The organism is Kordiimonas laminariae (assembly GCF_023008165.1).
In the GTDB taxonomy this organism is placed as follows: domain Bacteria; phylum Pseudomonadota; class Alphaproteobacteria; order Sphingomonadales; family Kordiimonadaceae; genus Kordiimonas; species Kordiimonas laminariae.
Genome location: NZ_JAKQZA010000002.1, coordinates 166,577 through 191,759, shown reverse-complemented (window position 1 = coordinate 191,759; position 25,183 = coordinate 166,577). Strand labels below are relative to the sequence as shown.

Annotated in this window: 25 protein-coding genes; 16 read left to right on the top strand and 9 right to left on the bottom strand. The window is 47.6% G+C overall.

Going from position 1 to position 25,183, the window contains the following annotated elements; genetic code table 11:
- Positions 1–56 precede the first annotated feature (56 nt).
- The 16 genes from MF542_RS04315 (at position 57) to MF542_RS04240 (ending at position 17,734) form a co-directional block, all read left to right on the top strand.
- The gene (locus MF542_RS04315; protein ID WP_247016330.1) at positions 57–473 is read left to right on the top strand and encodes a division/cell wall cluster transcriptional repressor MraZ; all 417 of its coding nucleotides are present in this window, start codon (positions 57–59) and stop codon (positions 471–473) included.
- Entirely contained in the window at positions 473–1,462 is a 990-nt protein-coding gene (rsmH, locus tag MF542_RS04310) for a 16S rRNA (cytosine(1402)-N(4))-methyltransferase RsmH (RefSeq protein ID WP_247016959.1), read from the top strand. The genes MF542_RS04315 and rsmH overlap by 1 nt, the downstream gene beginning before the upstream one ends.
- Positions 1,455–1,844, top strand: coding sequence for a cell division protein FtsL (gene ftsL / locus MF542_RS04305; RefSeq protein ID WP_247016328.1), 390 nt, complete (start codon positions 1,455–1,457; stop codon positions 1,842–1,844). Before rsmH ends, ftsL begins: the two co-directional genes overlap by 8 nt.
- Before the next feature lie 23 nt (positions 1,845–1,867).
- Positions 1,868–3,538, top strand: a complete 1,671-nt coding sequence (locus MF542_RS04300; RefSeq protein WP_247016326.1) for a peptidoglycan D,D-transpeptidase FtsI family protein — start codon at positions 1,868–1,870, stop codon at positions 3,536–3,538.
- A 13-nt stretch (positions 3,539–3,551) separates the two neighbouring features.
- Positions 3,552–4,997, top strand: coding sequence for a UDP-N-acetylmuramoyl-L-alanyl-D-glutamate--2,6-diaminopimelate ligase (locus MF542_RS04295; protein WP_247016324.1), 1,446 nt, complete (start codon positions 3,552–3,554; stop codon positions 4,995–4,997).
- Between the two features lies 1 nt (position 4,998).
- Positions 4,999–6,444: a UDP-N-acetylmuramoyl-tripeptide--D-alanyl-D-alanine ligase gene (locus MF542_RS04290; protein WP_247016322.1), complete on the top strand. Its 1,446-nt coding sequence runs from the start codon at positions 4,999–5,001 to the stop codon at positions 6,442–6,444.
- A 14-nt stretch (positions 6,445–6,458) separates the two neighbouring features.
- A complete protein-coding gene (gene mraY, locus MF542_RS04285) occupies positions 6,459–7,523 on the top strand; it encodes a phospho-N-acetylmuramoyl-pentapeptide-transferase (RefSeq protein WP_247016320.1) in 1,065 nt (354 codons plus the stop codon).
- A gap of 6 nt (positions 7,524–7,529) precedes the next feature.
- Positions 7,530–8,873: a UDP-N-acetylmuramoyl-L-alanine--D-glutamate ligase gene (gene murD, locus MF542_RS04280; protein ID WP_247016318.1), complete on the top strand. Its 1,344-nt coding sequence runs from the start codon at positions 7,530–7,532 to the stop codon at positions 8,871–8,873.
- Positions 8,870–10,021 carry a peptidoglycan glycosyltransferase FtsW gene (locus tag MF542_RS04275; RefSeq protein WP_247016316.1) on the top strand — a complete coding sequence of 384 codons (1,152 nt, stop codon included), beginning with the start codon at positions 8,870–8,872 and terminating at the stop codon, positions 10,019–10,021. The genes murD and MF542_RS04275 overlap by 4 nt, the downstream gene beginning before the upstream one ends.
- The gene (gene murG, locus MF542_RS04270) at positions 10,018–11,145 is read left to right on the top strand and encodes an undecaprenyldiphospho-muramoylpentapeptide beta-N-acetylglucosaminyltransferase (RefSeq protein ID WP_247016314.1); all 1,128 of its coding nucleotides are present in this window, start codon (positions 10,018–10,020) and stop codon (positions 11,143–11,145) included. The genes MF542_RS04275 and murG overlap by 4 nt, the downstream gene beginning before the upstream one ends.
- Complete coding sequence (gene murC / locus MF542_RS04265) at positions 11,142–12,542, top strand: UDP-N-acetylmuramate--L-alanine ligase (protein ID WP_247016312.1); 1,401 nt, start codon at positions 11,142–11,144, stop codon at positions 12,540–12,542. The genes murG and murC overlap by 4 nt, the downstream gene beginning before the upstream one ends.
- Before the next feature lie 3 nt (positions 12,543–12,545).
- Positions 12,546–13,454 carry a UDP-N-acetylmuramate dehydrogenase gene (gene murB, locus MF542_RS04260; RefSeq protein WP_247016310.1) on the top strand — a complete coding sequence of 303 codons (909 nt, stop codon included), beginning with the start codon at positions 12,546–12,548 and terminating at the stop codon, positions 13,452–13,454.
- Positions 13,454–14,233, top strand: coding sequence for a cell division protein FtsQ/DivIB (locus MF542_RS04255; protein WP_247016308.1), 780 nt, complete (start codon positions 13,454–13,456; stop codon positions 14,231–14,233). The genes murB and MF542_RS04255 overlap by 1 nt, the downstream gene beginning before the upstream one ends.
- A gap of 20 nt (positions 14,234–14,253) precedes the next feature.
- On the top strand, positions 14,254–15,513 hold the full coding sequence (gene ftsA, locus MF542_RS04250) for a cell division protein FtsA (RefSeq protein WP_247016306.1): 1,260 nt from the start codon (positions 14,254–14,256) through the stop codon (positions 15,511–15,513).
- Between the two features lie 74 nt (positions 15,514–15,587).
- Positions 15,588–17,192, top strand: a complete 1,605-nt coding sequence (ftsZ, locus tag MF542_RS04245) for a cell division protein FtsZ (protein WP_247016305.1) — start codon at positions 15,588–15,590, stop codon at positions 17,190–17,192.
- Positions 17,193–17,311: 119 nt separating this feature from the next.
- On the top strand, positions 17,312–17,734 hold the full coding sequence (locus MF542_RS04240; RefSeq protein WP_247016303.1) for a hypothetical protein: 423 nt from the start codon (positions 17,312–17,314) through the stop codon (positions 17,732–17,734).
- Positions 17,735–17,740: 6 nt separating this feature from the next.
- Here the strand turns inward: MF542_RS04240 and moaE are convergent, their stop codons facing one another.
- The 9 genes from moaE to MF542_RS04195 all read right to left on the bottom strand — a co-directional run bounded on the left by moaE (position 17,741) and on the right by MF542_RS04195 (position 25,181).
- Entirely contained in the window at positions 17,741–18,193 is a 453-nt protein-coding gene (gene moaE, locus MF542_RS04235; RefSeq protein ID WP_247016301.1) for a molybdopterin synthase catalytic subunit MoaE, read from the bottom strand.
- 1 nt (position 18,194) lies between these two features.
- Positions 18,195–18,446 carry a molybdopterin converting factor subunit 1 gene (gene moaD, locus MF542_RS04230; RefSeq protein ID WP_247016299.1) on the bottom strand — a complete coding sequence of 84 codons (252 nt, stop codon included), beginning with the start codon at positions 18,444–18,446 and terminating at the stop codon, positions 18,195–18,197.
- Positions 18,447–18,448: 2 nt separating this feature from the next.
- On the bottom strand, positions 18,449–19,000 hold the full coding sequence (gene pgsA, locus MF542_RS04225) for a CDP-diacylglycerol--glycerol-3-phosphate 3-phosphatidyltransferase (protein WP_255833254.1): 552 nt from the start codon (positions 18,998–19,000) through the stop codon (positions 18,449–18,451).
- Between the two features lie 79 nt (positions 19,001–19,079).
- Positions 19,080–20,933, bottom strand: a complete 1,854-nt coding sequence (gene uvrC / locus MF542_RS04220; RefSeq protein ID WP_247016294.1) for an excinuclease ABC subunit UvrC — start codon at positions 20,931–20,933, stop codon at positions 19,080–19,082.
- A gap of 373 nt (positions 20,934–21,306) precedes the next feature.
- Positions 21,307–21,732 (bottom strand): dihydroneopterin aldolase, encoded by a 426-nt coding sequence (locus MF542_RS04215; RefSeq protein WP_247016292.1) that lies wholly within the window; start codon positions 21,730–21,732, stop codon positions 21,307–21,309.
- A 2-nt stretch (positions 21,733–21,734) separates the two neighbouring features.
- Positions 21,735–22,499: an SDR family oxidoreductase gene (locus MF542_RS04210; RefSeq protein WP_247016290.1), complete on the bottom strand. Its 765-nt coding sequence runs from the start codon at positions 22,497–22,499 to the stop codon at positions 21,735–21,737.
- Positions 22,492–23,472: a calcium/sodium antiporter gene (locus tag MF542_RS04205; protein ID WP_247016288.1), complete on the bottom strand. Its 981-nt coding sequence runs from the start codon at positions 23,470–23,472 to the stop codon at positions 22,492–22,494. Before MF542_RS04205 ends, MF542_RS04210 begins: the two co-directional genes overlap by 8 nt.
- 84 nt (positions 23,473–23,556) lie before the next feature.
- Complete coding sequence (locus MF542_RS04200; protein ID WP_247016286.1) at positions 23,557–24,492, bottom strand: 2-hydroxyacid dehydrogenase; 936 nt, start codon at positions 24,490–24,492, stop codon at positions 23,557–23,559.
- Entirely contained in the window at positions 24,492–25,181 is a 690-nt protein-coding gene (locus MF542_RS04195) for a hypothetical protein (RefSeq protein WP_247016284.1), read from the bottom strand. The genes MF542_RS04200 and MF542_RS04195 overlap by 1 nt, the downstream gene beginning before the upstream one ends.
- Positions 25,182–25,183: the final 2 nt, after the last annotated feature.

Here is a 25,183-nt window from a genome sequence, read left to right as displayed (position 1 = left end):
GGACAATGGCATTTTTCCTGTCCACATTTACGAATAAGGTCGACAAGAAGGGACGTGTGTCCATTCCTGCGCCGTTTCGTAACGCCGTATCCCAGAGCCTCTTCGCTGGTGTTGTCGTTTACCAACCTTTTAATATGCCTTGCATCGAAGGCGCTGATATCTCTTTCCTTGAACAACTTTCTGACCGGCTCTACGGCGACTTTGGTCCTTTCGACCCTGATCAAATGTCCGTCGCCACCGCCATTCTTGCCGGCGCTTCCCAGCTTTCGTTCGACCCTGAGGGGCGTGTGATGTTGCCTGCGGAGCTTAAAGAATTTGCCGGGATTGATGGTCAAGCGACTTTTGTGGGTATTGGCCGCAAGTTTCAGATTTGGGCGCCAGATGCCTATAAACTTCATAGAGAAGAGCAAATGACACTCGCGGCGCAAAAAGCACCGACTCTTCCAGCTTTCGGGGGAGGGCCGCAAAAGTGATGGATAACGTGCGCGCAAAAGGCGGTAAGCATATTCCAGTTCTCCTGAATGAAGTTGTTCATGCACTAAAACCTGTAGACGGCGAAGTGTATGTGGATGGTACGTTTGGCGCAGGCGGCTATTGCCGCGCCGTGTTGGAGGCAGCAGATTGCAAAGTGATTGCTATTGACCGCGATCCAGATGCAATCAAGCGTGCTGAAGAGTTTGCCAAAGAATTCCCCGGGCGTTTCCAGATTGTCGAAGGATGCTTCGGCGATATGGCTACGCTGTTGCCTGAGGTAGGCATCAATAAAGTAGACGGCGTGATGCTGGATATAGGTGTTTCTTCCTTCCAGCTTGATGAAGCAGAGCGTGGTTTCTCTTTCCGGGAAGATGGCCCGCTTGATATGCGCATGGCGCAAGATGGTGAAACAGCGGCGGATGTAGTTAATACCTATGGGCAGGATACACTTGCGAATATCATTTATGATTATGGTGAAGAACGCCAGTCCCGTAAAATTGCCGCAGCTATTGTTAAAGACCGTGAAGAAGAGCCCTTCACCACCACTCGGCAGTTGGCAGGTCTTATTGAGAGAATTCTAGGGTTTGGCCAGCGTAAGAAAGGGCAGAAACAAGTTCACCCTGCGACACGCACGTTTCAGGCACTCCGTATTCATGTGAATGACGAGCTGGGTGAATTGCGCCGTGGTCTTGCTGGGGCAGAAGAAATTATTGCCGAAGATGGCCGTCTTGTTGTGGTGTCATTCCACTCGCTTGAAGACCGAATTGTAAAGCAGTTTATGGCAGAGCGCTCTGGCCGTTCATCCGGTGGTTCCCGTCATATGCCGGGGCCCATTGATATGGGGCCAGAGCCATCTTTTCGCCAAATCAAGAAGGGGGCTGTTAAGCCCTCCGACGACGAGCTGGATGTGAATCCTAGGGCTCGGTCTTCGCGGTTGCGTGTGGCTGAGCGTACTGGAGCATCAGCAAAGGGGGCGTGGCATGCGTAAAACGCTCACAATCTTTGCGGCAGCGACTGCTATTGCATCAGGTGCGGCTGTTCTTCAGCTCAAAATCACAGTTCAGAACAAAGTAGATAATGTGAAAGAGATTGCCCGGCAGATTAAACAGGACCGTGAGGCAATTAGGGTGCTTGAAGCCGAGTGGGCATATCTCACGACACCTCAAGTTCTTCAGGATCGTTCTATTCGTTTTCTGGCATTGATGCCGCCGCGGGCAAAGCAAATTATTGCTGATCCTTCTTTGATCCCGTTCCGACCGAAAGGATTGGAAGTCGAGGCAGGCGAGGGTGTGCTTCTACCCGCTGCGCAAAAGGAATTGAAATCAAGCAAGGAAAAGAAAAGTAAGCAAACAGAAGGGCAAACCCTGTGAACACAGTATCCGCATATCATAATATGACTACTGAAACTCACCGTCGTTCAGCGATTGAAATTGCTCGCAATCGTTTGATGATAGGCGTTGTTCTGTTCTGTTTTGCATTCTTGATTATGATTGGTCGTACTATCGAGCTTGGTGTTAGTGCGCCTAAACCCCGTGTAACGGCAACTCGGCAGGTAGTAACCGTACCAGAAGTTCAGATCGCTCGAGCTGATATTGTCGATCGTAACGGCGAAATTCTTGCTACAAACCTTGAAACAGCATCTCTTTACGCAGTACCAAAAGATATCAAAGATCCCCAAGAAGCTGCACGTCAATTAGTTTCTATACTGCCGGAGCTCTCATATGCTGATGTTGAAGCTAAGCTTTCATCTGGCAAGAAGTTTGTGTGGCTTAAGCGCAAACTAACTCCGCGCCAAAAATGGGAAGTGAACGCGATTGGCGAACCAGCTTTCCAGTTTGAGCGTGAGGAAGAGCGGATTTATCCACATGGCCGTTTAGCAGCGCATGTGCTTGGCTATGTAGACGTGGACGGTAATGGGCTAGGTGGTGTTGAGCATTTCTTTGATGCAAAGCTTGGCGATAAGTCTCGTACGTCTGAACAGCTTCAGCTTTCACTGGATATTCGCGTTCAGTATGCGCTTGCAGATGAATTGCAGGCTGCGATGCGTGCTTATCAGGCAATTGGTGGCGCTGGTCTTGTTATGGATGTTTCAACTGGTGAAGTGATCGCAATGGTTTCACTTCCTGATTATGATCCAAACAATGTACGAGGTGTTGCTGATACAGAGAAGTTTAACCGGGCAACCAAAGGCGTTTATGAACTAGGTTCCACGTTTAAAACCTTTACTTTTGCGAATGCCTTGGATGACGGCGTTGTATCAATGGAAGATGGCTATGATGCCACAAAGCCGCTTCGTATCTCTCGTTTTCTTATCAGAGATGATCACCCTAAAGAGCGCTATCTAACGGTCCCTGAGATTTTTACATTCTCTTCAAATATCGGTACAGCGCAGATGGCACTAGATATCGGAACTGAGCGTCAGCAAGAGTTTCTTGGTGAATTAGGTCTCCTTCAGCCAGCAAATGTTGAGCTTACAGAGGTAGGTGCCCCGCTTGTGCCACCAGTTTGGCGTAAATCTTCCACAATGACCATTTCATATGGGCATGGGTTAGCTGTTAGCCCACTTCAGCTTGCATCAGGTATTTCTGCGATGGTGAATGGTGGGCGTTTGATGACACCAACGCTCGTTCACAATCCAGAGAATTGGCAAACTGGCAAGCAGGTAATCGCTCCGGATACTAGCCGGAAAATTCGCCAGCTTCTGCGGATGGCAGTTACCAAAGGTACTGGTGGGCGTGCAGATGCTGTTGGTTATCGTGTCGGCGGTAAGACAGGCACGGCAGAGAAGGCAATTGCTGGAGGCTACGCTCGGAAGAAGTTGATTTCTTCTTTCATGGGCGTGTTCCCGATGGATGATCCTCAGTATGCAGTTTTTGCACTGTTGGATGAGCCTAAAGGGACGAAAGAAACATTCGGGTACCGTTCTGGCGGCTGGGTAGCTGCGCCAGTTGTTCGAAATGTGATCTTGAGGTCGGCACCACTGCTTGGTGTGTCACCCAAACAGGAAGATGCAGGGCTATATCAGGATGTGGCCTTGTTGATTGAAGACAAGAAGAAAAAATAGAGGCAAAGCTAGTATGACATATAAGCTTGCAGAGCTGCTTGGCGGAAATGGGGTGAAGGGCGATACAATTGTGTCTGGCCTTACCGTGGATAGCCGTGCAGTGAAGCCGGGCAATATGTTTGTTGCTCTGCCAGGTAGCCATACGGATGGTCGCAAGTTTATCGAAGATGCTATTCGGTCCGGCGCGACGTCTATTTTGTCTACACCAGATGCTGTAGTGCCTGATCATGTCGCTTTTGTTGAAGATAAAAACCCACGTAAACGCTATGCCGAGTTAGCCGCGCGGTTTTGTGGCACCCAACCAGAAGTGCAGGTGGCTATTACAGGAACAAACGGGAAAACATCTGTCGCTGATTTTGTTCGGCAGCTTTGGCAACTGAACGGTGTTGAAGCTGCAAGTATAGGAACTCTGGGTGTTAAATCTGGGCAGCTGCAAATAGATGGCGGTTTAACAACACCGGACCCGGTTGATTTGTATGGTGCCATGGCTCAGCTTGCTGAAAAAGGTGTTCAGCATGTTGCTGTAGAAGCGTCTAGTCATGGTTTGGACCAAAACCGATTAGATGGGCTAAATTTAAGTGCAGCCGGTTTTACAAACCTTACGCGGGATCATCTGGATTACCACCAAACTGAATTTGGCTATTTTTACGCGAAAGCTCGCATGTTTGCAGAGCTATTAATGCCAGGTGATGGTGCCGTGATTAATGTGGATGATCACTGGGGCGCTACGCTCGATGATGTGGCGTGGGCGCGTAACCTTAGCCGTATAACTGTTGGAAAACGTGAGGGAGCCTCAATCCATCTTGTTGAGCAACGTGTTGTGGCTGATGGGCAGGTTATTGAATTTACCATTGATGGTGGGCGTTATGAAGTGAAGCTACCTCTGATTGGTGGTTTTCAGGCTCATAACGTTTTGATGGCGCTTGGTTTAGTACATGCATGTGGTGGAAAAGTTTCTGCCAGTGTTGACGCTATGGAGCGGCTGAATGGTGTGCCTGGACGCATGGAATTGATTGGTTTGACCTCTAAGGGCGGCGCTGTGTTCGTTGATTATGCGCATACACCGGATGGCCTTCGTACTGTTCTGAAGGCAGCACGTGCACACCGGCCGAATAAACTGCATGTGGTTTTCGGATGTGGCGGAGACCGTGACGCAGGTAAGCGCCCGCAAATGGGAGAAATCGCCAGCAAACTCGCAGATACGGTTTATGTGACCGATGATAATCCCCGCAGCGAAGAGGCATCTGTAATTCGTGAACAGATTATGATCGCAGCCCAAGGAGCCATGGAAGTTGGTGACCGCGCTGAAGCTATCGCAAAAGCAATAGAGAATATGGGCAGTGGTGACATGTTGATTGTGGCTGGTAAAGGCCATGAAACCGGACAGATTGTGGGGAATGAAATTTTGCCATTCTCAGATGTTGATGCTGTGAAAGCTGTACTTGGGGAGGGGGCATAACATGGAGATTGGTACACCACTTTGGACCGCTGCTGAAATCAATGCCACATGTGGTGCGTTAACCGCCCGGCCTTGGTATGCTGATGGCTTGCAAGTTGATAGCAGGGACATCTTACCAGGTGATTTGTTTGTTGCACTGAAAGGTGAAGCGCTTAATGGCCATGATTTTGTTGCCAAAGCATTTGAAAAGGGCGCTGTCGCGGCCATTGTTTCAGAAACGCCAAAGGGTGTAAAAGAAGGCGATAATCGTCTCGTCTTTGTTGATGATACTTCTTGTGCGCTCGTTCGTATGGCACATCATGCCCGTGGCCGTGCGCCTGCTGGTATAATAGGTGTTACTGGGAGTGCAGGCAAAACCAGTGTGGTACAGGCTCTTCGTCAGTGTTTGGCGTTGGTTGGTGATACTCATTCGAGTATAAAGAGCTTCAATAATCACGTTGGGGTGCCGCTTTCCCTAGCGCGAATGCCAAGAGAAAGCAGGTTTGGAGTTTTCGAGCTTGGAATGAATAAGCCAGGTGAAATTATTCGGGAGGCTACCAAGGTTCAGCCTGATGTAGCAATTGTTACCACAGTTGGATCAGCGCATCAGGCTTCATTTGCGAATGTATCTGATATTGCAGAAGAAAAGGCTTCTATTTTTGGAGCGTTGAAACAAGATGGTTTTGCCATTTATGGTATCGACCATCCGTATAAAGATGAACTTCAAAAGGCCGCAGAAAAGTATGGTGCCAAGGCCATTAGTGTTTCCGTGACAGATAAAGCTGATGTTTATCCAGTACGGATGACTGAACACCACAACTGTACCTGTCTTACAGCAAATGTAATGGGAACGCTCATTACCTATAAAGTGGCACAGCCAGGTCGAGAGTGGGTATTGAATAGCTTACTTACTCTCGCCGCCGTGAAAGCGATTGGTGCTGATCTGGGACACGCGGCTTTAGCGCTTGCATCACTTGAAGCAGAACAGGGGCGAGGCCGAGAGTACAGCCTGCAGTTGGGATTTGGTGAGGCAAAGCTGATTGATGATAGTTATAACGCCAATATCCTTAGTATCCGTGCTGCTCTGCGGCGTTTAAGCCTTGCGAAAACAGGTAAACATGGTAAGAGAATTGCTGTTCTTGCTGATATGCAGGAGCTTGGCTCTCGCAGTGAAGAAATTCACTTCTCACTTATCGCGGATCTCAAAAAATTCGGTGTGTCGAAGATTATTGCCTTTGGTGACCAGATGGCTGCTGTTGGCGAAGCTTCGGGCTTGCCAACGGAACGATGGCACAATCCAGATGCATCTGCTGAGCAGTTGATGCAGCGACTGGGGGATGGCGATGTCGTGATGGTAAAAGGAGCTAACAGTGCGGGTTTATCTGCGCTTGTGAATAACATGTTGGATTTAAGTAAATGTGACACGCTTGTGCCTGAAAGTGGCTTACAGTGTGCTCATGGGTTTTAGGTAGGAGTGAACGCGTGCTATATTTATTAGCAGATCAAGGCGGTATATTTAACCTGTTCCGGTATCTGACGTTTCGAACCGGTGGTGCGATTTTTACTGCAATGATTATTTGTTTCGTGTTTGGCCCTGCCATTATCCGGTGGTTAAAGTCCAAGCAGAAAAAAGGTCAGCCAATTCGGGAAGATGGTCCTGAAAGCCATATCCTGACAAAGCAAGGTACGCCTACCATGGGTGGGTTTATGATTTTGTTGGGTCTTGGTATTTCTACTTTTTTGTGGGCTGATCTCTCCAATCCATATGTTTGGGCAGTCATGACAGTTACTCTGGGCTTTGGTGCTATTGGTTTTGTGGATGACTATCTGAAAGTAACGAAAAGATCATCAGCAGGGTTTCCCGGAAAACTTCGTTTGGCGCTAGAATTCGCAATCGCAGGCGGTGTAGCTTGGTTCCTCACAACAATGAATGGTACAGATCTGTCGTTGCCATTTGCAAAGAATTTTTTAGTGAACCTTGGTGTGTTCTACATTCCGTTTGCTATGCTTGTTATGGTGTGGGCCGGGAATGCCGTGAACTTAACGGATGGTCTTGATGGCCTTGCAACAGTTCCTGTTATTATTGCTGTGGGTGCTCTTGGTTTTATTGCATATGTGGTGGGCAGCACAGTTTATACTGAATATCTAGGCGTGCCATATGTGGCGGGAGCCGGTGAACTTGCCATTCTATGTGGTGCGATCATTGGCGCTGGCTTGGGTTTCCTTTGGTTTAATGCACCGCCAGCTGCCATCTTTATGGGCGATACGGGGTCGTTAGCACTTGGCGGCGCAATCGGCGCTATGGCTGTAGTGATTAAGCATGAGATTGTTCTCGGTATCATTGGTGGTTTGTTCTGGCTTGAAACAATTTCTGTAATTGTACAGGTAGCCTCCTTTAAGCTCACCGGTAAACGTGTGTTTCGCATGGCTCCGCTTCATCACCACTATGAACAAAAAGGTTGGGCGGAACCGACCATTGTTATTCGGTTTTGGATTATCGCCTTTATCCTCGCGATGATTGGCCTCGCAACATTGAAGTTGAGGTAAGCAGCTTTGATTACGGCACCAGCATATGATGGTAAATCAGTTGGAGTTTTTGGTCTGGCACGCACAGGTGTTGCCGCGGTCAAAGCCTTAGCTGCGTCTGGTGCTAAGGTTTTTGCCTACGATGATAATGCTGACCGCAGGAACGAAGTGGCGGAGCATGTGTCAAATCTTTATGAGTTAGATTTCTCATGTCTTGACGAGTTGTTGTTGGCACCGGGAGTGCCGCTTACACACCCTGAACCTCATGAACTGGTGTTGAAGGCTGCTGCAAATGATGTGAAAATCATCAGTGACTTTGATGTATTTGAAGCAGCTCGCATAGAAATGCCTGCGCATAAGGTTGTGGCTATCACTGGCACTAATGGGAAGTCCACCACAACAATGTTGGTGGCACATATGATTGCTGAATGCGGAAAACCTGTCGTTGTGGGCGGTAATATTGGTACCGGCGTATTGGCTCTCGATGCATTGCCTGAAGGTGGTGTGTATGTATTTGAAATGTCTTCTTTCCAGTTGGATTTAACAAAAGTGTTTGATGCGGATGTCGCTGTCCTTTTGAATATGTCACCTGACCATTTGGACCGACACGGCGACATGGCTGGCTATATTGCAGCGAAACGTAGATTATTTGAAATGCAGTCAAATGGGCAAACGGCCATTTTAGGTGTTGATGATAGGTCTTCAGAAGAAATCGCAGACGGTTTGTCCGACAATGTGACGGTTTCTACGAAAGGTGTCGTGGCGGATTATTCGGTTTCGAATGGTTTGTTGATGGCAGAGGAAGAAAAAGTATCAGATTTATCTGATCTCAATCGTTTGCGAGGTGCGCATAATCACCAAAATGCAGCTTGTGCATTTGCGATTGGTAAAGCGCTGGGGTTTGCTAATGCAGACATTCTTGCCAGCTTTGAAACTTTCCCGGGGCTAGAGCACAGGCAAGAGCTTGTGGGTACGTTTGATGGGGTAACTTACATCAACGATTCTAAAGCGACGAATAGTGATGCAGCCATTAGAGCACTTTCTTCTTTCGAAGATATCCACTGGATTGCTTGCGGTAGAGCAAAAGAGACAGATTTTACTCATATGAAGACTGCCATTGCACACGTGAAAAAAGGTTATTTTGCTGGTGAGGTTGCAAGCTCTCTATATAAAGATCTTGGTGAAAGTCTTGAAGCAGAATGTTTCGTATCTGTGACTGAGGCTGTGGTCGCCGCTTGTAGAACGGCGAAGTCCGGCGATGTGGTGTTGTTGTCGCCGGCATGCACAGCTTTTGATGAGTTTTCGAATTTTGAAGAGCGCGGTGAGGCCTTCAAAGCCCTTGTTCGTGAAGAGAAAGGAGCGGCGGCATGATTGCCCTTTCTCGAAATGACAACTCGGTTCTCTCTCGTTGGTGGTGGACAGTTGATCGCCTGATGCTCGTGCTTGTCTTAGCGCTTATTGTGTTAGGCCTTTGGCTTGCCCTTACTGCAAGCCCTGCGGTTGCAGAGCGGCTTGGCCTCGATAGCATGTATTTCGTTAAAAAACAGGGGCTTTTCCTTGGGGTTTCCTTGGGCGCAGTCTTGATTGTTTCCATGATGAGTACTGATCTGGTCCGCAGGCTGGCGATAATTGGGTTTCCCATCACTTTGGTTTTAATGGCGCTTACGCTGTTGATCGCACCGGAAATTAAGGGAGCAACTCGCTGGTTGCCGCTTGGTAGTTTTACTTTGCAGCCCAGTGAGTTCTTGAAGCCTGTTTTTATTGTAACGACGGCTTGGATTTTATCGGCTGACCTAAACGGTGAAAAAATTCCTGCAAAACAGATCAGTTTTGCACTGTATTTAATCGTGGTTGCATTCCTGATTTCTCAACCGGATTTTGGGCAGACCGTGCTTGTGAGCACTGTATGGATGGGACAGATGGCCCTTGCAGGACTGCCCATGACTTGGTTGATGATTGCTGGTGGTCTTGGTTTGCTAGGGGCCGGGCTTGCATATGCATTGCTGCCTCACGTAGCTAGCCGGATTGACCGTTTCATTAATCCAGCTAGCGGCGATACCTACCAAACAGACAAGGCTATGGAGGCTTTTGGCTCCGGCGGTTTGTTTGGCAAAGGGCCGGGTGAGGGAGTTGTGAAACTTGGTCTGCCTGATGCACACACAGATTATATCTTTGCGGTTATTGGGGAAGAGTTTGGCGCAATTGCAGGGGTAATGCTGCTTCTCTTATTCGCAGGTATTGTTGTGCGTGGTTTGGCTCATTTGGTTAATGAGGAAAATCCATTCCGCCTGCTTGCTGCGGCGGGTTTAATTATGCAATTTGGGCTTCAAACATTAATCAATGTGGGGGTAAACCTCGCGATTTTGCCTTCCAAGGGTATGACATTGCCGTTCGTATCTTCTGGTGGGTCATCAATGGTAGCGCTTGCCATTGGGATGGGGATGACACTTGCTTTCACCCGGCGGAACAGATTTATCCAGCCGGGTTTTGACCCTGTAGGGTGGAGAGCCGCAGAATGATGGAACAGAGAATGCCATTACGCGCACCTAAGATAATTCTCGCGGCCGGTGGTACCGGGGGGCATATGATGCCTGCAGAGGCTGTGGCGGATAAATTAACCGAGGAAGGTTATAAGGTCTCATTAATTACTGACAAGCGCGGTATAGCGCTTGGCAACATTATGGCTGATCTTGATAAAACGATCTTGAGTGCTTCTAGCCATATGGGTGGCGGCTTTTTAGGGAAGATCAAATCGGCAATTAGTCTTGCTTCAAGTACTTTGAAAGTACGCAAACAATTTAAGAAAGACATTCCATCTATCGTTGTTGGTTTTGGTGGGTACCCCTCGCTTCCAGCTGTGATGGCGGCTCGTAGTTTAGGAATTCCCTTTGTGCTGCATGAACAAAATGCTGTTCTTGGTCGTGTTAACCGTATGATGTCGAAAGATGCGGAGCTGATCGCACTTAGTGTAGAGAATACTGAACGTGTGCCTTACGGCGTAAAAACTATGGTAACAGGTAATCCAGTACGAAGGCTAATCGCCAAGCTCGCCAATATCGCATATTCGGTGCCATTCGGTCTCGGTGCAATCCGTATTTTCATTATTGGTGGTAGTCAAGGTGCCCGTATCCTTTCTGATGTGGTGCCCAGTGCACTAACAGCTTTACCAGAAGAGCATAAAAGCAGATTAGATATCGTACATCAGGCACGTCCTGAAGATGTTGACCGTGTAAAAATTGCATATGCAGAAGCTAATATAGCGGCGGAAGTAAAGCCATATTTTGACGATGTAGGTGGAATCCTGCTTCGTACACAATTGGTAATCTGCCGTTCCGGCGCATCAACACTTTCAGAACTTACAGCCATGGGGCGTCCGGCTATTTTAGTTCCGCTTAAAATCGCTGCAGATGATCATCAAACCGCAAATGCACGCATTGTTGAAGAAGCTGGCGGCGGTTGGATGATGCCTGAAGAAGAATTTACGTCTGAAGCTGTCACTGAAAAGCTCAATAAAATGTTTGAAGACATGGGTGACCTTAGGAACGGATCTGACGGTATGCGTTCAATAGCGCGCCTCGACGCGGCAGACAGGCTTGCGGATGTCGTAGTTAATATTTGTGAAGGTGAAGGAGTATCTGCGTGAAGGGCATTCCCTTTGATATAGGCACAGTCCATTTTGTGGGTATTGGTGGTATTGGCATGTCTGGTATTGCAGAGGTGATGCATAACCTTGGCTATAACGTTCAAGGTTCAGATATAAGTGCTAACCCCAATGTTGACCGTCTACAGAAGCTGGGAATAAGGGTAATGGTCGGCCAGAAGGCTGAGAATGTTGCAGATGCACAGGTGCTGGTGGTATCTACCGCTATTAAAGCTGACAATCCTGAAGTGGTTGAAGCTCGAACTCGCTCTATCCCGGTCGTACGTCGTGCCGAGATGCTCGCTGAGCTTATGCGCCTGAAATGGTGTGTATCAGTTGCCGGTACTCATGGTAAAACAACAACCACATCGATGGTCGCGACCGTTCTTGAAGCTGCGGGGATTGACCCGACCGTGATCAATGGCGGTATTATCAACAGCTACGGCACAAATGCTCGCCTTGGAGAAGGTGATTGGATGGTTGTTGAAGCAGACGAAAGTGATGGTACTTTCGTGAAGCTTCCGGCAACAATTGCTGTTGTTACCAATCTGGATGCTGAACATCTAGATTTCTACGGTACATTTGAAGCGGAAAAGGAAGCCTTTAAAACATTTCTTGAGCGCGTTCCTTTTTATGGCGCAGCTGTGCTGTGTGTTGATCACCCGGAGGTGCAAGGATTAATCGCAAATATCCAAGACCGGAAGTTCATCACTTACGGATTGAGCGCCCAAGCTGATGTACAAGCAGTAAATATTAGACCATCCTCCGGCGCTGTTACTTTCGATGTGCGTTTGAGAGAAACGGCGAATGCAGATGGTCGGGTTATTCAAGGTATTAAGCTTCCAATGCCAGGGGATCATAATATTCAAAATGCACTCGCGGCAATTTGTGTTGGCCTTGAGATGTATGTGGAAGATGAAACACTCCGCAAAGCATTTGAAAGCTTTGGTGGTGTAAAACGCAGGTTTACTAAAACTGGTGAGGCGAATGGTGTGACGGTGATCGATGACTATGGTCATCACCCGGTAGAGATTGGCGCTGTACTGAAAGCTGCGCGCGAGAGTTTTGAAGGTAAGGTTATTGCAGTTGCACAGCCTCATAGATATACGCGCCTTGAAAGCTTATTCGAAGAGTTTTGTACCTGCTTTAATGATGCAGATGTAGTGCTTGTTGCGCCTGTTTATGAAGCAGGTGAACAACCAATAGAGGACGTTAATCGTGATAGCCTTGCCGAAGGCATTCGTACTCATGGTCATCGGCTTGTTGACATAGTGGATGGGCCTGACGATTTGGCCGAGGTAGTTAGCAAATATGCTGAAGCTGGTGATGCTGTTATTTGTTTGGGTGCTGGTTCCATTACGAAATGGGCCCATGATCTGCCTGAGCAGTTAGGGGCTTAAATAATGACAGCTGCTTATTCATTCTTGGAAAATATGCCGCATTTGAAAGGACGCCTCAAGGAAGACGCTGATCTTGCACGTCTCAGTTGGTTCAGAACCGGTGGACCGGCGGATATTTTATTTGAACCCACAGATGAAGCAGATTTGCAAACCTTCCTACGCCATGTGCCCAGTGAAATACCAATTACTGTGGTAGGTGTTGGTTCTAATCTACTTGTGCGAGATGGTGGTGTTAGGGGGATCGTTATCCGGTTGGGTAGAGGCTTTTCAGGCACCCTTATTCAAGGAAATGTGCTGAAAGCTCTTGCTGGAACAATGGATGTACATGTTGCGCGTGAAGCACAGAAAGCCGGTAAAACGGGACTTGAATTCATGGTGGGGGTACCAGGAACAGTCGGCGGTGCATTACGAATGAATGCAGGTGCTTACGGTCGTGAGATCAAGGATGTTCTGTTGCATTCTCATGCCGTTGACCGGTATGGGCATATGCACGAGTTCAAATTGGATGATTTTGACTTCAGTTACCGCAAAACAGCTTTGCCAGCAGATCTGATCTTTTTAGGAGCATCGTTTCAAGTAAAGGATGGTGATCCTGCTGAGATACAGAAGCGTATGGACGAGATCACAAATGCGCGCTCAGAGAGCCAGCCTATCGGAACCCGAACTGGCGGTAGTACGTTTAAAAACCCTGAAGGTACGCATGCCTGGAAGCTTATTGACGAAGCCGGCTGTCGGGGGCTTCAAATCGGCGATGCTCAGGTTTCAGAAAAACACTGTAACTTCCTTATTAATCACGGCGGTGCTACAGCCGCTGAGATCGAGGAACTTGGAGAGACAGTACGCACGCGTGTGAAAGCCAATTCAGGCGTTGATCTTCACTGGGAAATCCAGCGAATTGGGGAGGCGAACTAATGACAGCTTTTGTTAAACAGCATCGTTATGGATTGTCGCTTTTTACCTTTATTCTGCTGGTTGCTTCAGTAATGCTGTTTGCGCGATCGGTAACGGAAAGCTGGTTCTACGAAACCACCCGTCAGGCCGGTTTTGAATTATCTCGGCTTTCGGTGAGTGGTGCTGAGCGTACGGCTTACAACGATGTGCTCGCTGTCCTTGATATTGATGATGGTGTGCCGATCCTGTCAGTAGATCTCGTTATGATTAAAGAGCGCATTGAGACTCTGCCTTGGGTTAAACAAGCTAAAGTGAGCCGTATTTTCCCGGGAGAGATTAAGGTCTCTATCACAGAACGTGAAGCGTTTGCCCTGTGGCAACAGGAGGGTCTTGTTAGGTTGATTGACCCAGACGGCGTAGTAATTACTGCTCGTGGCCTGCACGAGTTTAGTCATCTACCTCTTGTTGTGGGGGAAGCCGCACCTGCGCATATCGAAACGTTGTTTTCGAAGTTGGAAAGAGCTGGTGATTTATCGGACAGGGTGAAAACAGCTGTATTCGTTGGTGAACGGCGCTGGGATATTATTTTTGATAATGGTATTCGTTTGAAACTCCCTGAGGAATTTCTGACGGATTATAACGGTGATGCCGCATGGGATAAGTTTGTAAGGCTGGAGGCTGCTCACAATTTCCTTGCACGGGAGATTAGCGTATTAGATATGCGTGTTGCTGATCGTGTAGTAGTGCGGGTAACCCCAACGGGCCGTCGTATGATGGACGGTAAAGAGTGGGCAACCTGATTGTATAGAGTGATGGATCTATGAAGATATTAGATGACGTAATGGAAGGAACAATTGCTGCACTTGATGTTGGATCAAGTAAAGTAGCGTGCCTGATTGCTGATTTTTCCCCTGATGGATCTTATGTGGTACGTGGCGTTGGTAACCGGGCCTGTAACGGCGGCGTAGTTGGCGGTGCCATAGTTGATATGGAACTTACTGAGAAAGCGATCCGTGCCTCTGTCGATCAATCAGAGAAAATGGCCGGTACGACGGTAAGCGACGTAATTCTCAGCTTCTCTGGTGGTGAACCGCAAACGAGAGTAATTGAAGTTGAGGTAGATGTTGCTGGTCATGCAGTGACACAGACTGATGTTGATCAAGCAATTGCAGAGGCTAAAGAGCAAATAGATTTTGACGAGGATGGATTGTTACATGCCTTTCCTGCGGCTTACGCGGTGGATGGCAATTATGGTACCAAGCCTCCAGTTGGGATGTACGGTAAAAAGCTGGGGCTGGCCGTCCTCGCAGTAACTGTGTCAGCGGGCCCTCTTAAAAATCTGGAGGCCTGTGTGCGCAGGGCTCATCTGAATGTTCGGAGTGTGGTGCTTGCTCCTTATGCTGCAGGACTTTCCTCGCTTGTCGATGATGAAATGAAAATGGGTGCTGCCTGTATTGATCTTGGCGGGGGTACCACGGGTATTTCTGTCTATGCCCAAGGGGCTCTGGTCCATTCAGAAATTCTGCCCATTGGTGGCGCTCAGATTACTGAGCAAGTTGCTCGGAATCTGCTAACACCATTTGATGAAGCGGAACGGCTCAAAACATTTCATGGCTGCGCGCGAGTTGACGCAACGGACGAGCATATTGAGATTGAGGTACCGCAAGTTGGTGAAGTGGGGTCTGACCGTGTTGTGCGCATGAAACGTAGCGCGCTTACATCTGTTGTTGAGAAAGAACTTGAGCTTCTTTTTACAACAATTGCTGATCGCCTTGACCAGTCAGGTTTTTCGGGTGTTGCAGGACGACGGGTGGTTATCACTGGTGGTTCAGCGCAGTGTGAAGCTGTCCGGGATCTTGCAAGCCGTATCCTTGGCCGTCATGTGCGTATTGGCCGTCCTCAAAAGGTTTCAGGGCTTCCTGTGGCCGGGCAATCCCCTAACTTTGCTGTGGCTGTTGGTTTGCTGGAATATGCGGCTAAAACACCCCAGCAAATTTTTAAACAAGACAAACAAACAAGCAATATTCCCCAAGGCGGCGGGTTTAGCCGGGTAATGCGCTGGATAAAAGAAAGTTTCTGATGAAATACGTGCTGCAAACACTGGCATTGCCACGCGTAGCAGGTTAGAAAGAAATCAACGGAGGTATTCGGGCAATGTCGATTGAATTTGGAAATACAGAGCTAACAGAAATTACACCGCGTATTGCGGTTGTGGGTGTTGGTGGTGCGGGCTGTAACGCCGTAAATAATATGATTTCAGCGCAGCTACAAGGTGTTGATTTTGTCGTTGCAAATACAGACGCGCAGTCACTTGCTGCATCTGCTGCTGATAACCGTATTCAGCTGGGTATTGAGATCACTCAAGGTCTTGGTGCAGGCGCGCAGCCTAAAATTGGTGCTGCAGCGGCGGAAGAGGCAGTTGATTCAATTGATGAAACCTTAAATGGTTGCCATATGGCGTTTGTAACGGCCGGTATGGGCGGTGGTACGGGCACAGGTGCTGCACCTGTTATTGCTCGTCGTGCTCGTGAAAAAGGTATCCTTACTGTCGGTGTTGTGACACGTCCGTTCCAGTTTGAAGGTGGCCGCCGAGCAAAGATAGCAGATAGCGGCATCGCCGAACTTGCCCAGAATGTTGATACGCTGATTATTATCCCGAACCAGAACCTGTTCCGTGTAGCGAACGAGCGTACGACTTTCGCAGATGCCTTTAATATGGCTGATGAAGTGCTGCATTCCGGTGTTCGTGGCATTACAGACCTTATGGTTATGCCTGGTTTGATCAACCTTGATTTTGCTGACGTTCGTACAGTTATGTCTGAAATGGGCAAAGCCATGATGGGTACGGGGGAAGCGGAAGGTGAAACCCGTGCACAGGATGCCGCCGCAGCAGCTATTTCCAATCCACTTCTTGAGGAAGCTTCCTTAAAGGGCGCTAAAGGTGTGATCATCAACGTAACAGGCGGCATGGATATGACACTGTATGAAGTTGATGAAGCCGTAAATATGGTGCGTGAGCAGGTGGACCCAGATGCGCTTATCGTATTCGGTTCTGCTTTCAACCAAGACCTTGAAGGTAAACTCCGTGTCTCTGTTGTTGCTACAGGTATTGAGGGTGGGGCACAGAATATTGAAATTCCAGTGCCTGTGCGCAAGCCTGAGCCTGCGCCAGAACCTGTCGTAGAAGAAACTGCTGTTGAAGAGACGGAAGAGGCTGCCGAGGTTGCTGAAACAGCGGAAGAGCATGATGCTATTCCTATGGAAGAAGAGAAATCCGTTGCAGATATTCTAGGCGAGGTACAGGCATCTTTAGATGACCGTGCTGAGCAAGCTGTATCTGAGCAGCCAGAAATGCCAAGGGAAACTGAAGACCTAGAGGAAAAGGCGCTAGCGAAAGCTGAGCAAGCGGATGCTTTTGTTGCAGAGGCTCCTATGATGCCAAAAGAGACACTTGCTCAGCCTGCAGGCCAGGCAGAAGCACCTCTTGTGGATGCATATACGGCTGAGCCTAAGGTTGAAGAAGAGCCTAAGCCAGAACCTTCTACACCACAGAAACGTAGCCTGTTTCAGGTGATGACCGCCGGTCTAAGAGGCGGAAACACAGAAGTAAGCGCATCTGAGCGTGTAAATACGGAGCCAGAAGCCGTTGAAACAACTTCTTCGCTTGGTGGGGTAACTGAAGAAGATCGTTCCGCTCCTAAAACAGCAGATAAGGATCAGCTAGAAATCCCTAGTTTCTTGCGCCGTCAGCAAAATTAAACTGAGCTGGAAGTTAATCGAAAAGCCGGATTTCTTATCCGGTTTTTTTTATGTCCATATGCCGCAGTGATCATTTCAAATGAACCTGATAAAGTGTGTAGGTGATTTGAGGGATACATATGAACAGATACTTATTGATTGCGGCCGCCCTTAATTTCAGCGCGGCTTTTACCCATTTGCTAATTATCTATTTTGGTGCACCTTGGTACCGCTTTTTTGGCGCAGGTGAACAGATGGCAAAGCTTGCCGAGGAAGGTAGCAACTATCCTACTTTTATCACTCTATTCATTGCGGGTGTGCTATCTGCCTTCGGGCTTTATGCCCTTGCGGGTGCTGGTGTGAATATAAAGTTACCCTTGGTGAAGTATGCGCTTGCTGGGATTACCGCTATTTTCCTGTTACGTGCTTTAGCTCTAATTCCAGTTTTTAGACCTGAGGAACAGTTGCCTAGTCCAGCTTTCTGGACATGGAGTTCACTGATCGTATTAGTCTTTGGTCTTATACATTTAATTGGCCTTAAGCAAACCTGGCATTGGCTATAGAAGAAACTATTTTTGCCAGCGCTCTAGCGCTTTATCATCTGCGTCATTGGCATCCACCCATTTAGCACCTCTAGATGTGGTTTCTTTCTTCCAAAATGGTGCATTGGTTTTAAGAAAGTCCATAATAAAGTTAGCTGCGTCGAACGCTGCTTGCCTGTGTGCGGAAGCTGTAATCACCAGAACGATATTGTCGCCGGGGAATAATTCGCCGAACCTGTGGATGATACGGCAGCCCTCAAGTGGCCAGCGTTCTTTAGCTTCCTTTGCAATTCTAGCGAGTTCGGCCTCGGTCATTGCGGGATAATGTTCGAGCGTCATGGATGTAAGACCATCCGCTAAATCGCGTACTGTACCAACAAAGCTGACAACAGCGCCGATATCGTGCTTATCTACTTTGAGCTGATTGATCTCATTTCCGATATCAAAATCGTCTAGCTGTACTGAGATTTGGGGCTGCATATCAGCCGCCTGTAACCGGAGGAAAGAAGGCGATCTCATCAGTATCGCTTACGGGATGATCAGCCTGTGCATGCACTTGGTTTACTGCAATCCGAACAAACATCATGCTTTCAAGAGCGTTATGGTGATCTTCGCTGAAGCTTCTCAAATGTGCAACCAGATCAGCAACCGTTTCTACGTCGTCAGGCTTACTGATAGTTTCTTCACTTTTGCCAATTTGCTCACGGATGCTCGCGAAATAGAGGATCTGCATTCTTACACCATATGTTTTAGGCCAACCCGAAGATAATCAAGACCTGTATATAGTGTTAGAACTGCTGCAATCCAGAGGGCAACGATACCAATTTCCTGTGCAGGAATTCCAAATGCGATGGCACCCTTGGACCATGTAAGTGAACCAAGAGCCAGCATTTGTACGGTGGTTTTCCATTTAGCGAGCATGGTTACGGGTACACTCACCTGAATGCCTGCGAGGAATTCCCTAAGGCCAGATACAAGTAATTCCCGGCACATTATAATCACAGCTGCCACAACATGAATGCCGTCCACCCAGCCTGCAAAAACGAGCATGATAATGACTGCACCGACCATGAGTTTGTCAGCGATTGGGTCAAGGAATTGACCGATCTTTGAAACACTGCCAGTGGCACGTGCAAGATAGCCGTCAAAAAAGTCAGTGATGCCTGCTAGGGCAAAGGTAACAAATGCGACGTGGCTGCCTAGCGGTTGCTCCATAAAAAACGAAGCCACAAGAACAGGGATCACAACGATCCGTGACATTGTTAAAATGTTTGGCAAATTCCACATAAGCGCGGGTAATCCTAATGCTTTACTGTCTTTCGCACACCATAGCGATTAAAGCGCTAAGGTCAATCATCCGGCAAACTTAATCATGAAAATGATCATAAATCTGTTGGGCCATGGCTTTTGAAACACCGTCCACGTTCGCCAGATCTTTTACGTCTGCATCAATCACCGCTTTTGCCGAGCCGAAATGATGGAGAAGAGCCTTTTTGCGCTTTGGGCCAACACCTGGAATTTCATCAAGCGGTGATTTTTTAATATCACTCTTTCTACGGGCCCTGTGGCTCCCGATAGCAAACCTATGAGCCTCGTCCCGTAGGCGCTGAAGATAATAAAGTACAGCATCTGTATGTGGCATCATGAAGGTTTCTTTACCCGGCATATGGAATTGCTCACGTCCAGCATTTCTGTCCGGCCCTTTGGAGATGGCAACAATAGTAACATCGGTTACGCCAAGTTCTTCGATGATCTCCATAACGGATGAAAGTTGGCCTTTTCCACCATCAATCAATAGAAGATCTGGCCAGTGACCTCGTTCCCGGGTCGCATCTTCTTTGAGAAGACGAGAGAAACGCCGTCGCATCACCTCCTGCATCATGCCAAAGTCATCCCCAGGCGTAAGATCTTCGTCCTTGATGTTAAACTTGCGGTAACTGTTTTTCATAAAGCCATCGGGACCAGCCACAATCATGCCACCAACTGCGTTGGTTCCTTGAATATGGCTGTTATCATACACTTCAATACGCTGAGGGACTTCATCCATATCAAATGCTTCAGCTACACCTTCGAGCAGTTTGGCTTGGCTCGCACTTTCTGCCATATGACGCTCAAGAGCTTCTTTGGCGTTACGGCGTGCTTCAGCTATCACCTCGGCCTTCTTCCCTCTAGCCGGTACCGTTATCTCTACCTTGCGTTCCATACGCTCTGACAGGGCCTCTGATAGAAGTTTTGTGTCTGGTAACTTATGAGAGGTAAGAATAAGCTTAGGGGCAGGCTTGTTATCATAGAACTGCGAGATAAAAGCGGAGAGCACGGTTTCGATGCCATCGCTTTTATCATGCTTTGGGAAATAGGCCCGGTGACCCCAGTTTTGCCCTGCGCGGAAAAAGAATACCTGAATAGCGATACGGCCAGCTATTTCTTCAGCTGCGATAACATCAGCTTCTTCAACCATCGCATTGACGATTGATTGGTGGCTTTGAATTTGAGTAAGAGCATTCAAGCGGTCGCGGTATACAGCTGCAACTTCATATTCCATTGCTTCGCTGGCTTCTTGCATAGAGGCAGCGAACTTCTTTTGGATTTCAGATGATTTGCCTTCCAGAAACGCGCGGGTTTCAGCGACCATATCGCTATAGTCTTCTTTACTAACCTTATCAACACATGGGCCTGAACAGCGTTTGATCTGATAGAGCATGCATACTCGGCTTCTGGTTTCCAGCGTGTTGTCGCTGCAGCTTCGAAGCTGGAAAACTTTTTGAAGGGTATTGAGAGTGCGGTTTACTGAACTTACATTGGCAAATGGCCCGTAATATTGGCCTTTATGCTTTCTGGCGCCTCTATGTTTGGAAATCTGAGGCCATTCATGGTCTTCCCGCAAAAGAATGTATGGGAAAGATTTATCATCTTTCAAAAGTACATTGAACTGAGGCTTGTATCGTTTGATCAGAGATGCCTCAAGGAGAAGGGCTTCTCCCTCTGTGCGAGTGGTTACAAACACCATAGATACTGTTTGAGCGACCATACGCTGCAACCTTATGGTAAGCCTGTTAACCTGAGTGTAGGAGACAATTCTTTTTTTAATGCTTTTTGCTTTACCCACGTAAAGTACATCACCGTGCTCACTCAGCATCCGGTAAACCCCAGGCGCTGTCGGCGCTGTCTTCACTTGTTCTCGGATTACAGAAATCCCAGCAGATAGATTGGTTTGGGTCACTTTGGTTTACCTTGCACAGATTTAGGTTTCATTTTTGACGGAATCGCCTTCGAGAATCAATGAACGAATTAAGCTTTGTGAATAACTCGAAAGATTTCCACTTCGGCTGTGGATAACCTTGTGGGAAAGATATGGGTATGTAATGCAACATGGCTGTAACACTTGGCTTCTAATAAATTGCCTATTTTTTAGGCAATTTTGCTAAGCTGTTGTTTTTAAAGGGGTCAAGAAATAAAAAACACATTATTGCATCAAAAATAAATTTGTCATCTTGTATGCATATAGGGGGTGTGGCAGCGAATGATTCGTTGTGCACAACTTTTCTGGCTAGGAATAAGGAAACGCTTAGAAAAAACCAATTGTTACTAATTGGTTAACTATATCTATGGCGTTCAATCTCTACACCTACGCTTGCAGCGCCTTCAACCGCTTCAAGTTTTTCCACGCGCACGCGTGTGCCGATAACTCGATTATCAACCAGCGTCATCGTTGCGATTTCTTCAGCTAGAGTTTCAACAAGATTAATGTGCCCTTGTGAAATGATCTTCTGAATATTAAGAACGATGTCGTTGTAGCAGACAACTTTATCTAATTGGTCACCATGGTGATCATTATTTTCAAGAACAGAAAGGTCGACGTTGATGCGAACTTTCTGGCGCGTATCTTTTTCGTGTTCCCAAACACCAATTTCGGCATTTGTTACATAGTCACGCACAAAAACATGGCGAACAGATCGTGTAGCATCCGCATAAGGTAAATGTGAAAGTGATGCTGCTGGTTTTACATCATCATGTGCCATGGTCAGTCCTCAAGAATATCTTCTGTACGCCAAGCCAAATGCTGGCCGCCATCTAGGGTAATCATCTGCCCTGTCATTGACGGAGTCTCAAGTAAAAAACGCACAGCATTTGAAATTTCATCCAGGGCAGGGCCTTGCTGAAGTAACACTTTTGCAGCTTCCTGTGCGAATTCTTCTTTTGATTGCCTAGTGTTAGCGAGTGTTGGACCCGGGCTGATAGCATTCACACGAATATTCGGTGCCAGAGCCTGTGCCCCGGTGCGGGTTGCGTTCCAAAGCGCTGCTTTTGATGACGTATAGGAATAATACTGTGGGTTCAGTTTTAAAACTCGTTGATCAATTAAATTGATAACAGCTGCTTTTTGCTTTGTTGAAAGTGTTTGAGCCAGTTTTTGTGTAAGTAAAACAGGAGCGAATAGATTCACTGCATGATGCGCATTCCAGCTTTCTGCGGTGAAAGAATGGATGTCGTCTTTTTCAAAAAGCGATGCATTATTCACTAAAATATCGATTGGTCTGCCGAGCATATCACTTGCGCGTGCGAGCAACGACCCTGTTGTTATTTCATCAGCGAGGTCAGCTCTAACGGTTACTGCTTTTCTACCCATATCACAGATAGCATCAGCAACTTCAGCTGCTGCTTCTTCTGAACCATGATAGTGTACGGCAACGTCATAGCCAAGTTCAGCGAGCGACAGGGCGATATGTTTACCAATTCTATGACTGGCACCAGTGACAAGAGCGGCACTGTACGGTGATTTACTCAAAGTGAAGGCCCATTACTGATGCACTGTCACCGTTGTTCGCCAGATATACCATATACCCAATATACATAATTACCATGATCATACCGGAGAACCTTCCAACTCGGGAGCGCATCCGGCAAAATGGGATAAGCAACATGCTGGCACCGAGCATCACCCATAAATCAACTTCCATGAAGCTATCAGGAACAGGCACAGTACCAAAGAGCGAAGTAACACCCATGATGCCAAGAAGGTTGAAAATGTTAGAACCGATAACATTACCGACAGCTACATCGCAGTGACCACGAACTGCTGCTACAAGAGCTGTTACTAGCTCAGGTAAGCTAGTTCCAAGAGCAACGAGTGTAAGGCCGATCACTGCTTCTGAAACGCCAAAGTCGCGGGCGATATCAACAGATCCGGCAACGAGTAGGTCGGCACCAAAAGCCAAGCCGAACAGGCCCGCTACTACAAGAAGGAAGGATTTGCCGTAGCTTTCTGGTTCTTCATTTAATTCTTCCATACCATCGAAGCCAGATTCTGCTTCGCAGCCATGGCGAGCCCGCATACCTGAGTAAACAAGAAATGCAGTAAGGCCAGCAATAAGGATAATCCCTTGTGGCCATGCAATCTCACCTGTGAAGGCTACACCCATAAACAAGGCTGTAGCTAATAGCATAATACTGAGGTTACGGCCAAGGCGTGGAGCATCACATGTCATCGGGGCAATCATAGCTGGAAGACCAACAACAAGAAGCACGTTCGCGATATTGGAACCAACAACATTACCAAGAGCAAGAGAAGGCGAGCCGCCAAGCACAGCATCTACGCCAACAAAGAGTTCAGGCGCACTGGTGCCGAAAGCAACGATGGTCAAACCAATTATAAGTTTTGAAATCCCGGCGTTTTGGGCGATTGATACAGCGCCTCGCACGAGAAGATCACCGGCTACAACAAGCAATACTAAACCAGCAACAACTTCAATATAGGCCATACGGCTCTCTAATCCTTAATCTATATCTTGCATAAAAATGCAGTCTTAGAGGTTTATATAGGTATTCGTTTCTAGAAAAGAAAGTCAGTATCCGCGATTTAGGTCTAACTTATTTTCTGGTTCTTCCCCATTTTCCAGCTTTTTTATGTTTCTAACTACATAGTTAGCTGCCGTATCTGGGCGTGTAATAGCCGCAACATGAGGTGTAATAATAAGTTTTTCCTGATGCCAAAGCGGATGATCGGTGTTTAAAGGTTCTTTGGGGAATACATCTAGGGTTGCACTTTCTATATGACCGCTGGTCATCACTTCTTCGAGAGCGTCGAGATCAATGAGACCGCCTCGACCGCCATTGATGATGGAAGCACCTTGTGGAAGCTTTAGAAGACGTTCTTTATCAAGAAGGTTGATCGTTTCTTTGGTTTCAGGCAGTAGACATACAAGGATGTTGGAGCCAGAAAGAAATTCATCAATGGTTTCAGTACCGGAATAATGTTTGATACCTTCTTCAGGTGCTTTGGCCGTTCTCGACCATGAAACCAGATTATAGCCAAAAGGCTTGAGCTTCTCTGCAGCTGCTTTGCCGAGTGCGCCATATCCCATGATACCCACCTGAACATCTTTGGCGGCTGGGGCAAACACACGAGCCCAGTTTTTCGTCTTTTGCTGTTCCAGAAGATAAGGCATTTGCCTGTGATGCATGAGCACGCTCATTGCCATAAATTCTGCCATACCTTCTTTAAGACCATCATCACCCATGCGGATGATAGGGGTGTCTTTGGGTAGCTGGGGGTCACGTGTAAGATGATCAATCCCGGCCCCCATTGAGAAAATAGCCTGAATGTTTGGATAATCTTTTAGTAGGCCCGGTTTCGGTTCCCATACAAGAGCATAAGCAGGCCCGTCCTCAGGTGAGCCCCAATCCGGGTAGCTTCTGAACTCCAGATCAGGGTTTTCAGCAAGTAGTGCATCTCGCCAGATTTCATGGGGGTAATCGTCAAGATAAAACAGAATACGCATTATTTTACAGGCCCGGCTAATGTGTCGTGGTGGTTAACAATAAGTTCGCGGAGGTGGAAACTGATATCAGCGCGGTTTTTAAAGCCTGCGTCAACGGCTGCCTTTTCACCTGCTTCCGCACTCTCTGGACCGCCAGCTGCAAAACTGCTGAGGCTATCATGGAAGCCAATGGTGAAAATATCTACGTCCGTCCCAAATGTAACCTGGAAGATGGCATTCTCTACTTGACCAGTGAGGCCTAGATATTTGTTTTCAATCTTGCGTTGGCGCAAAAGCGCTTCGTGTTTACCAGCTGCGGCATTGAACATTTCAATATGGTAGAGGCCTTTGCCTGAGGCTTCTTTTTGCAAATCATCCCAACTAGCTTCAGATGTTGCTAAGAAACTCACTTCTGAGTCTACAAGGTCTCGTACCTGCTTTTCAAAAGTTGCAGTTGCCTCAATGCAAGCTGTAGCACAGTTTTCTAGGTGCTTGCCAAGGAGCATAACATCCCAGTGGTTGCCTTGACTGTGACGCATCATAAGAGGGGTAGAGCCGTCAATGGCTTGCCAATCTGTCTTTTTAATTAACTCTAGGAGGGCAGGGAACTTACCCGGTGCAGCCCTTAACTGCGTTACCCAGTAATCATCTGCGATACTCGGAAGGCTGAGGCCTCCCAAGAGTGTGAGGCCGATAAGGAATTTTTTCATTT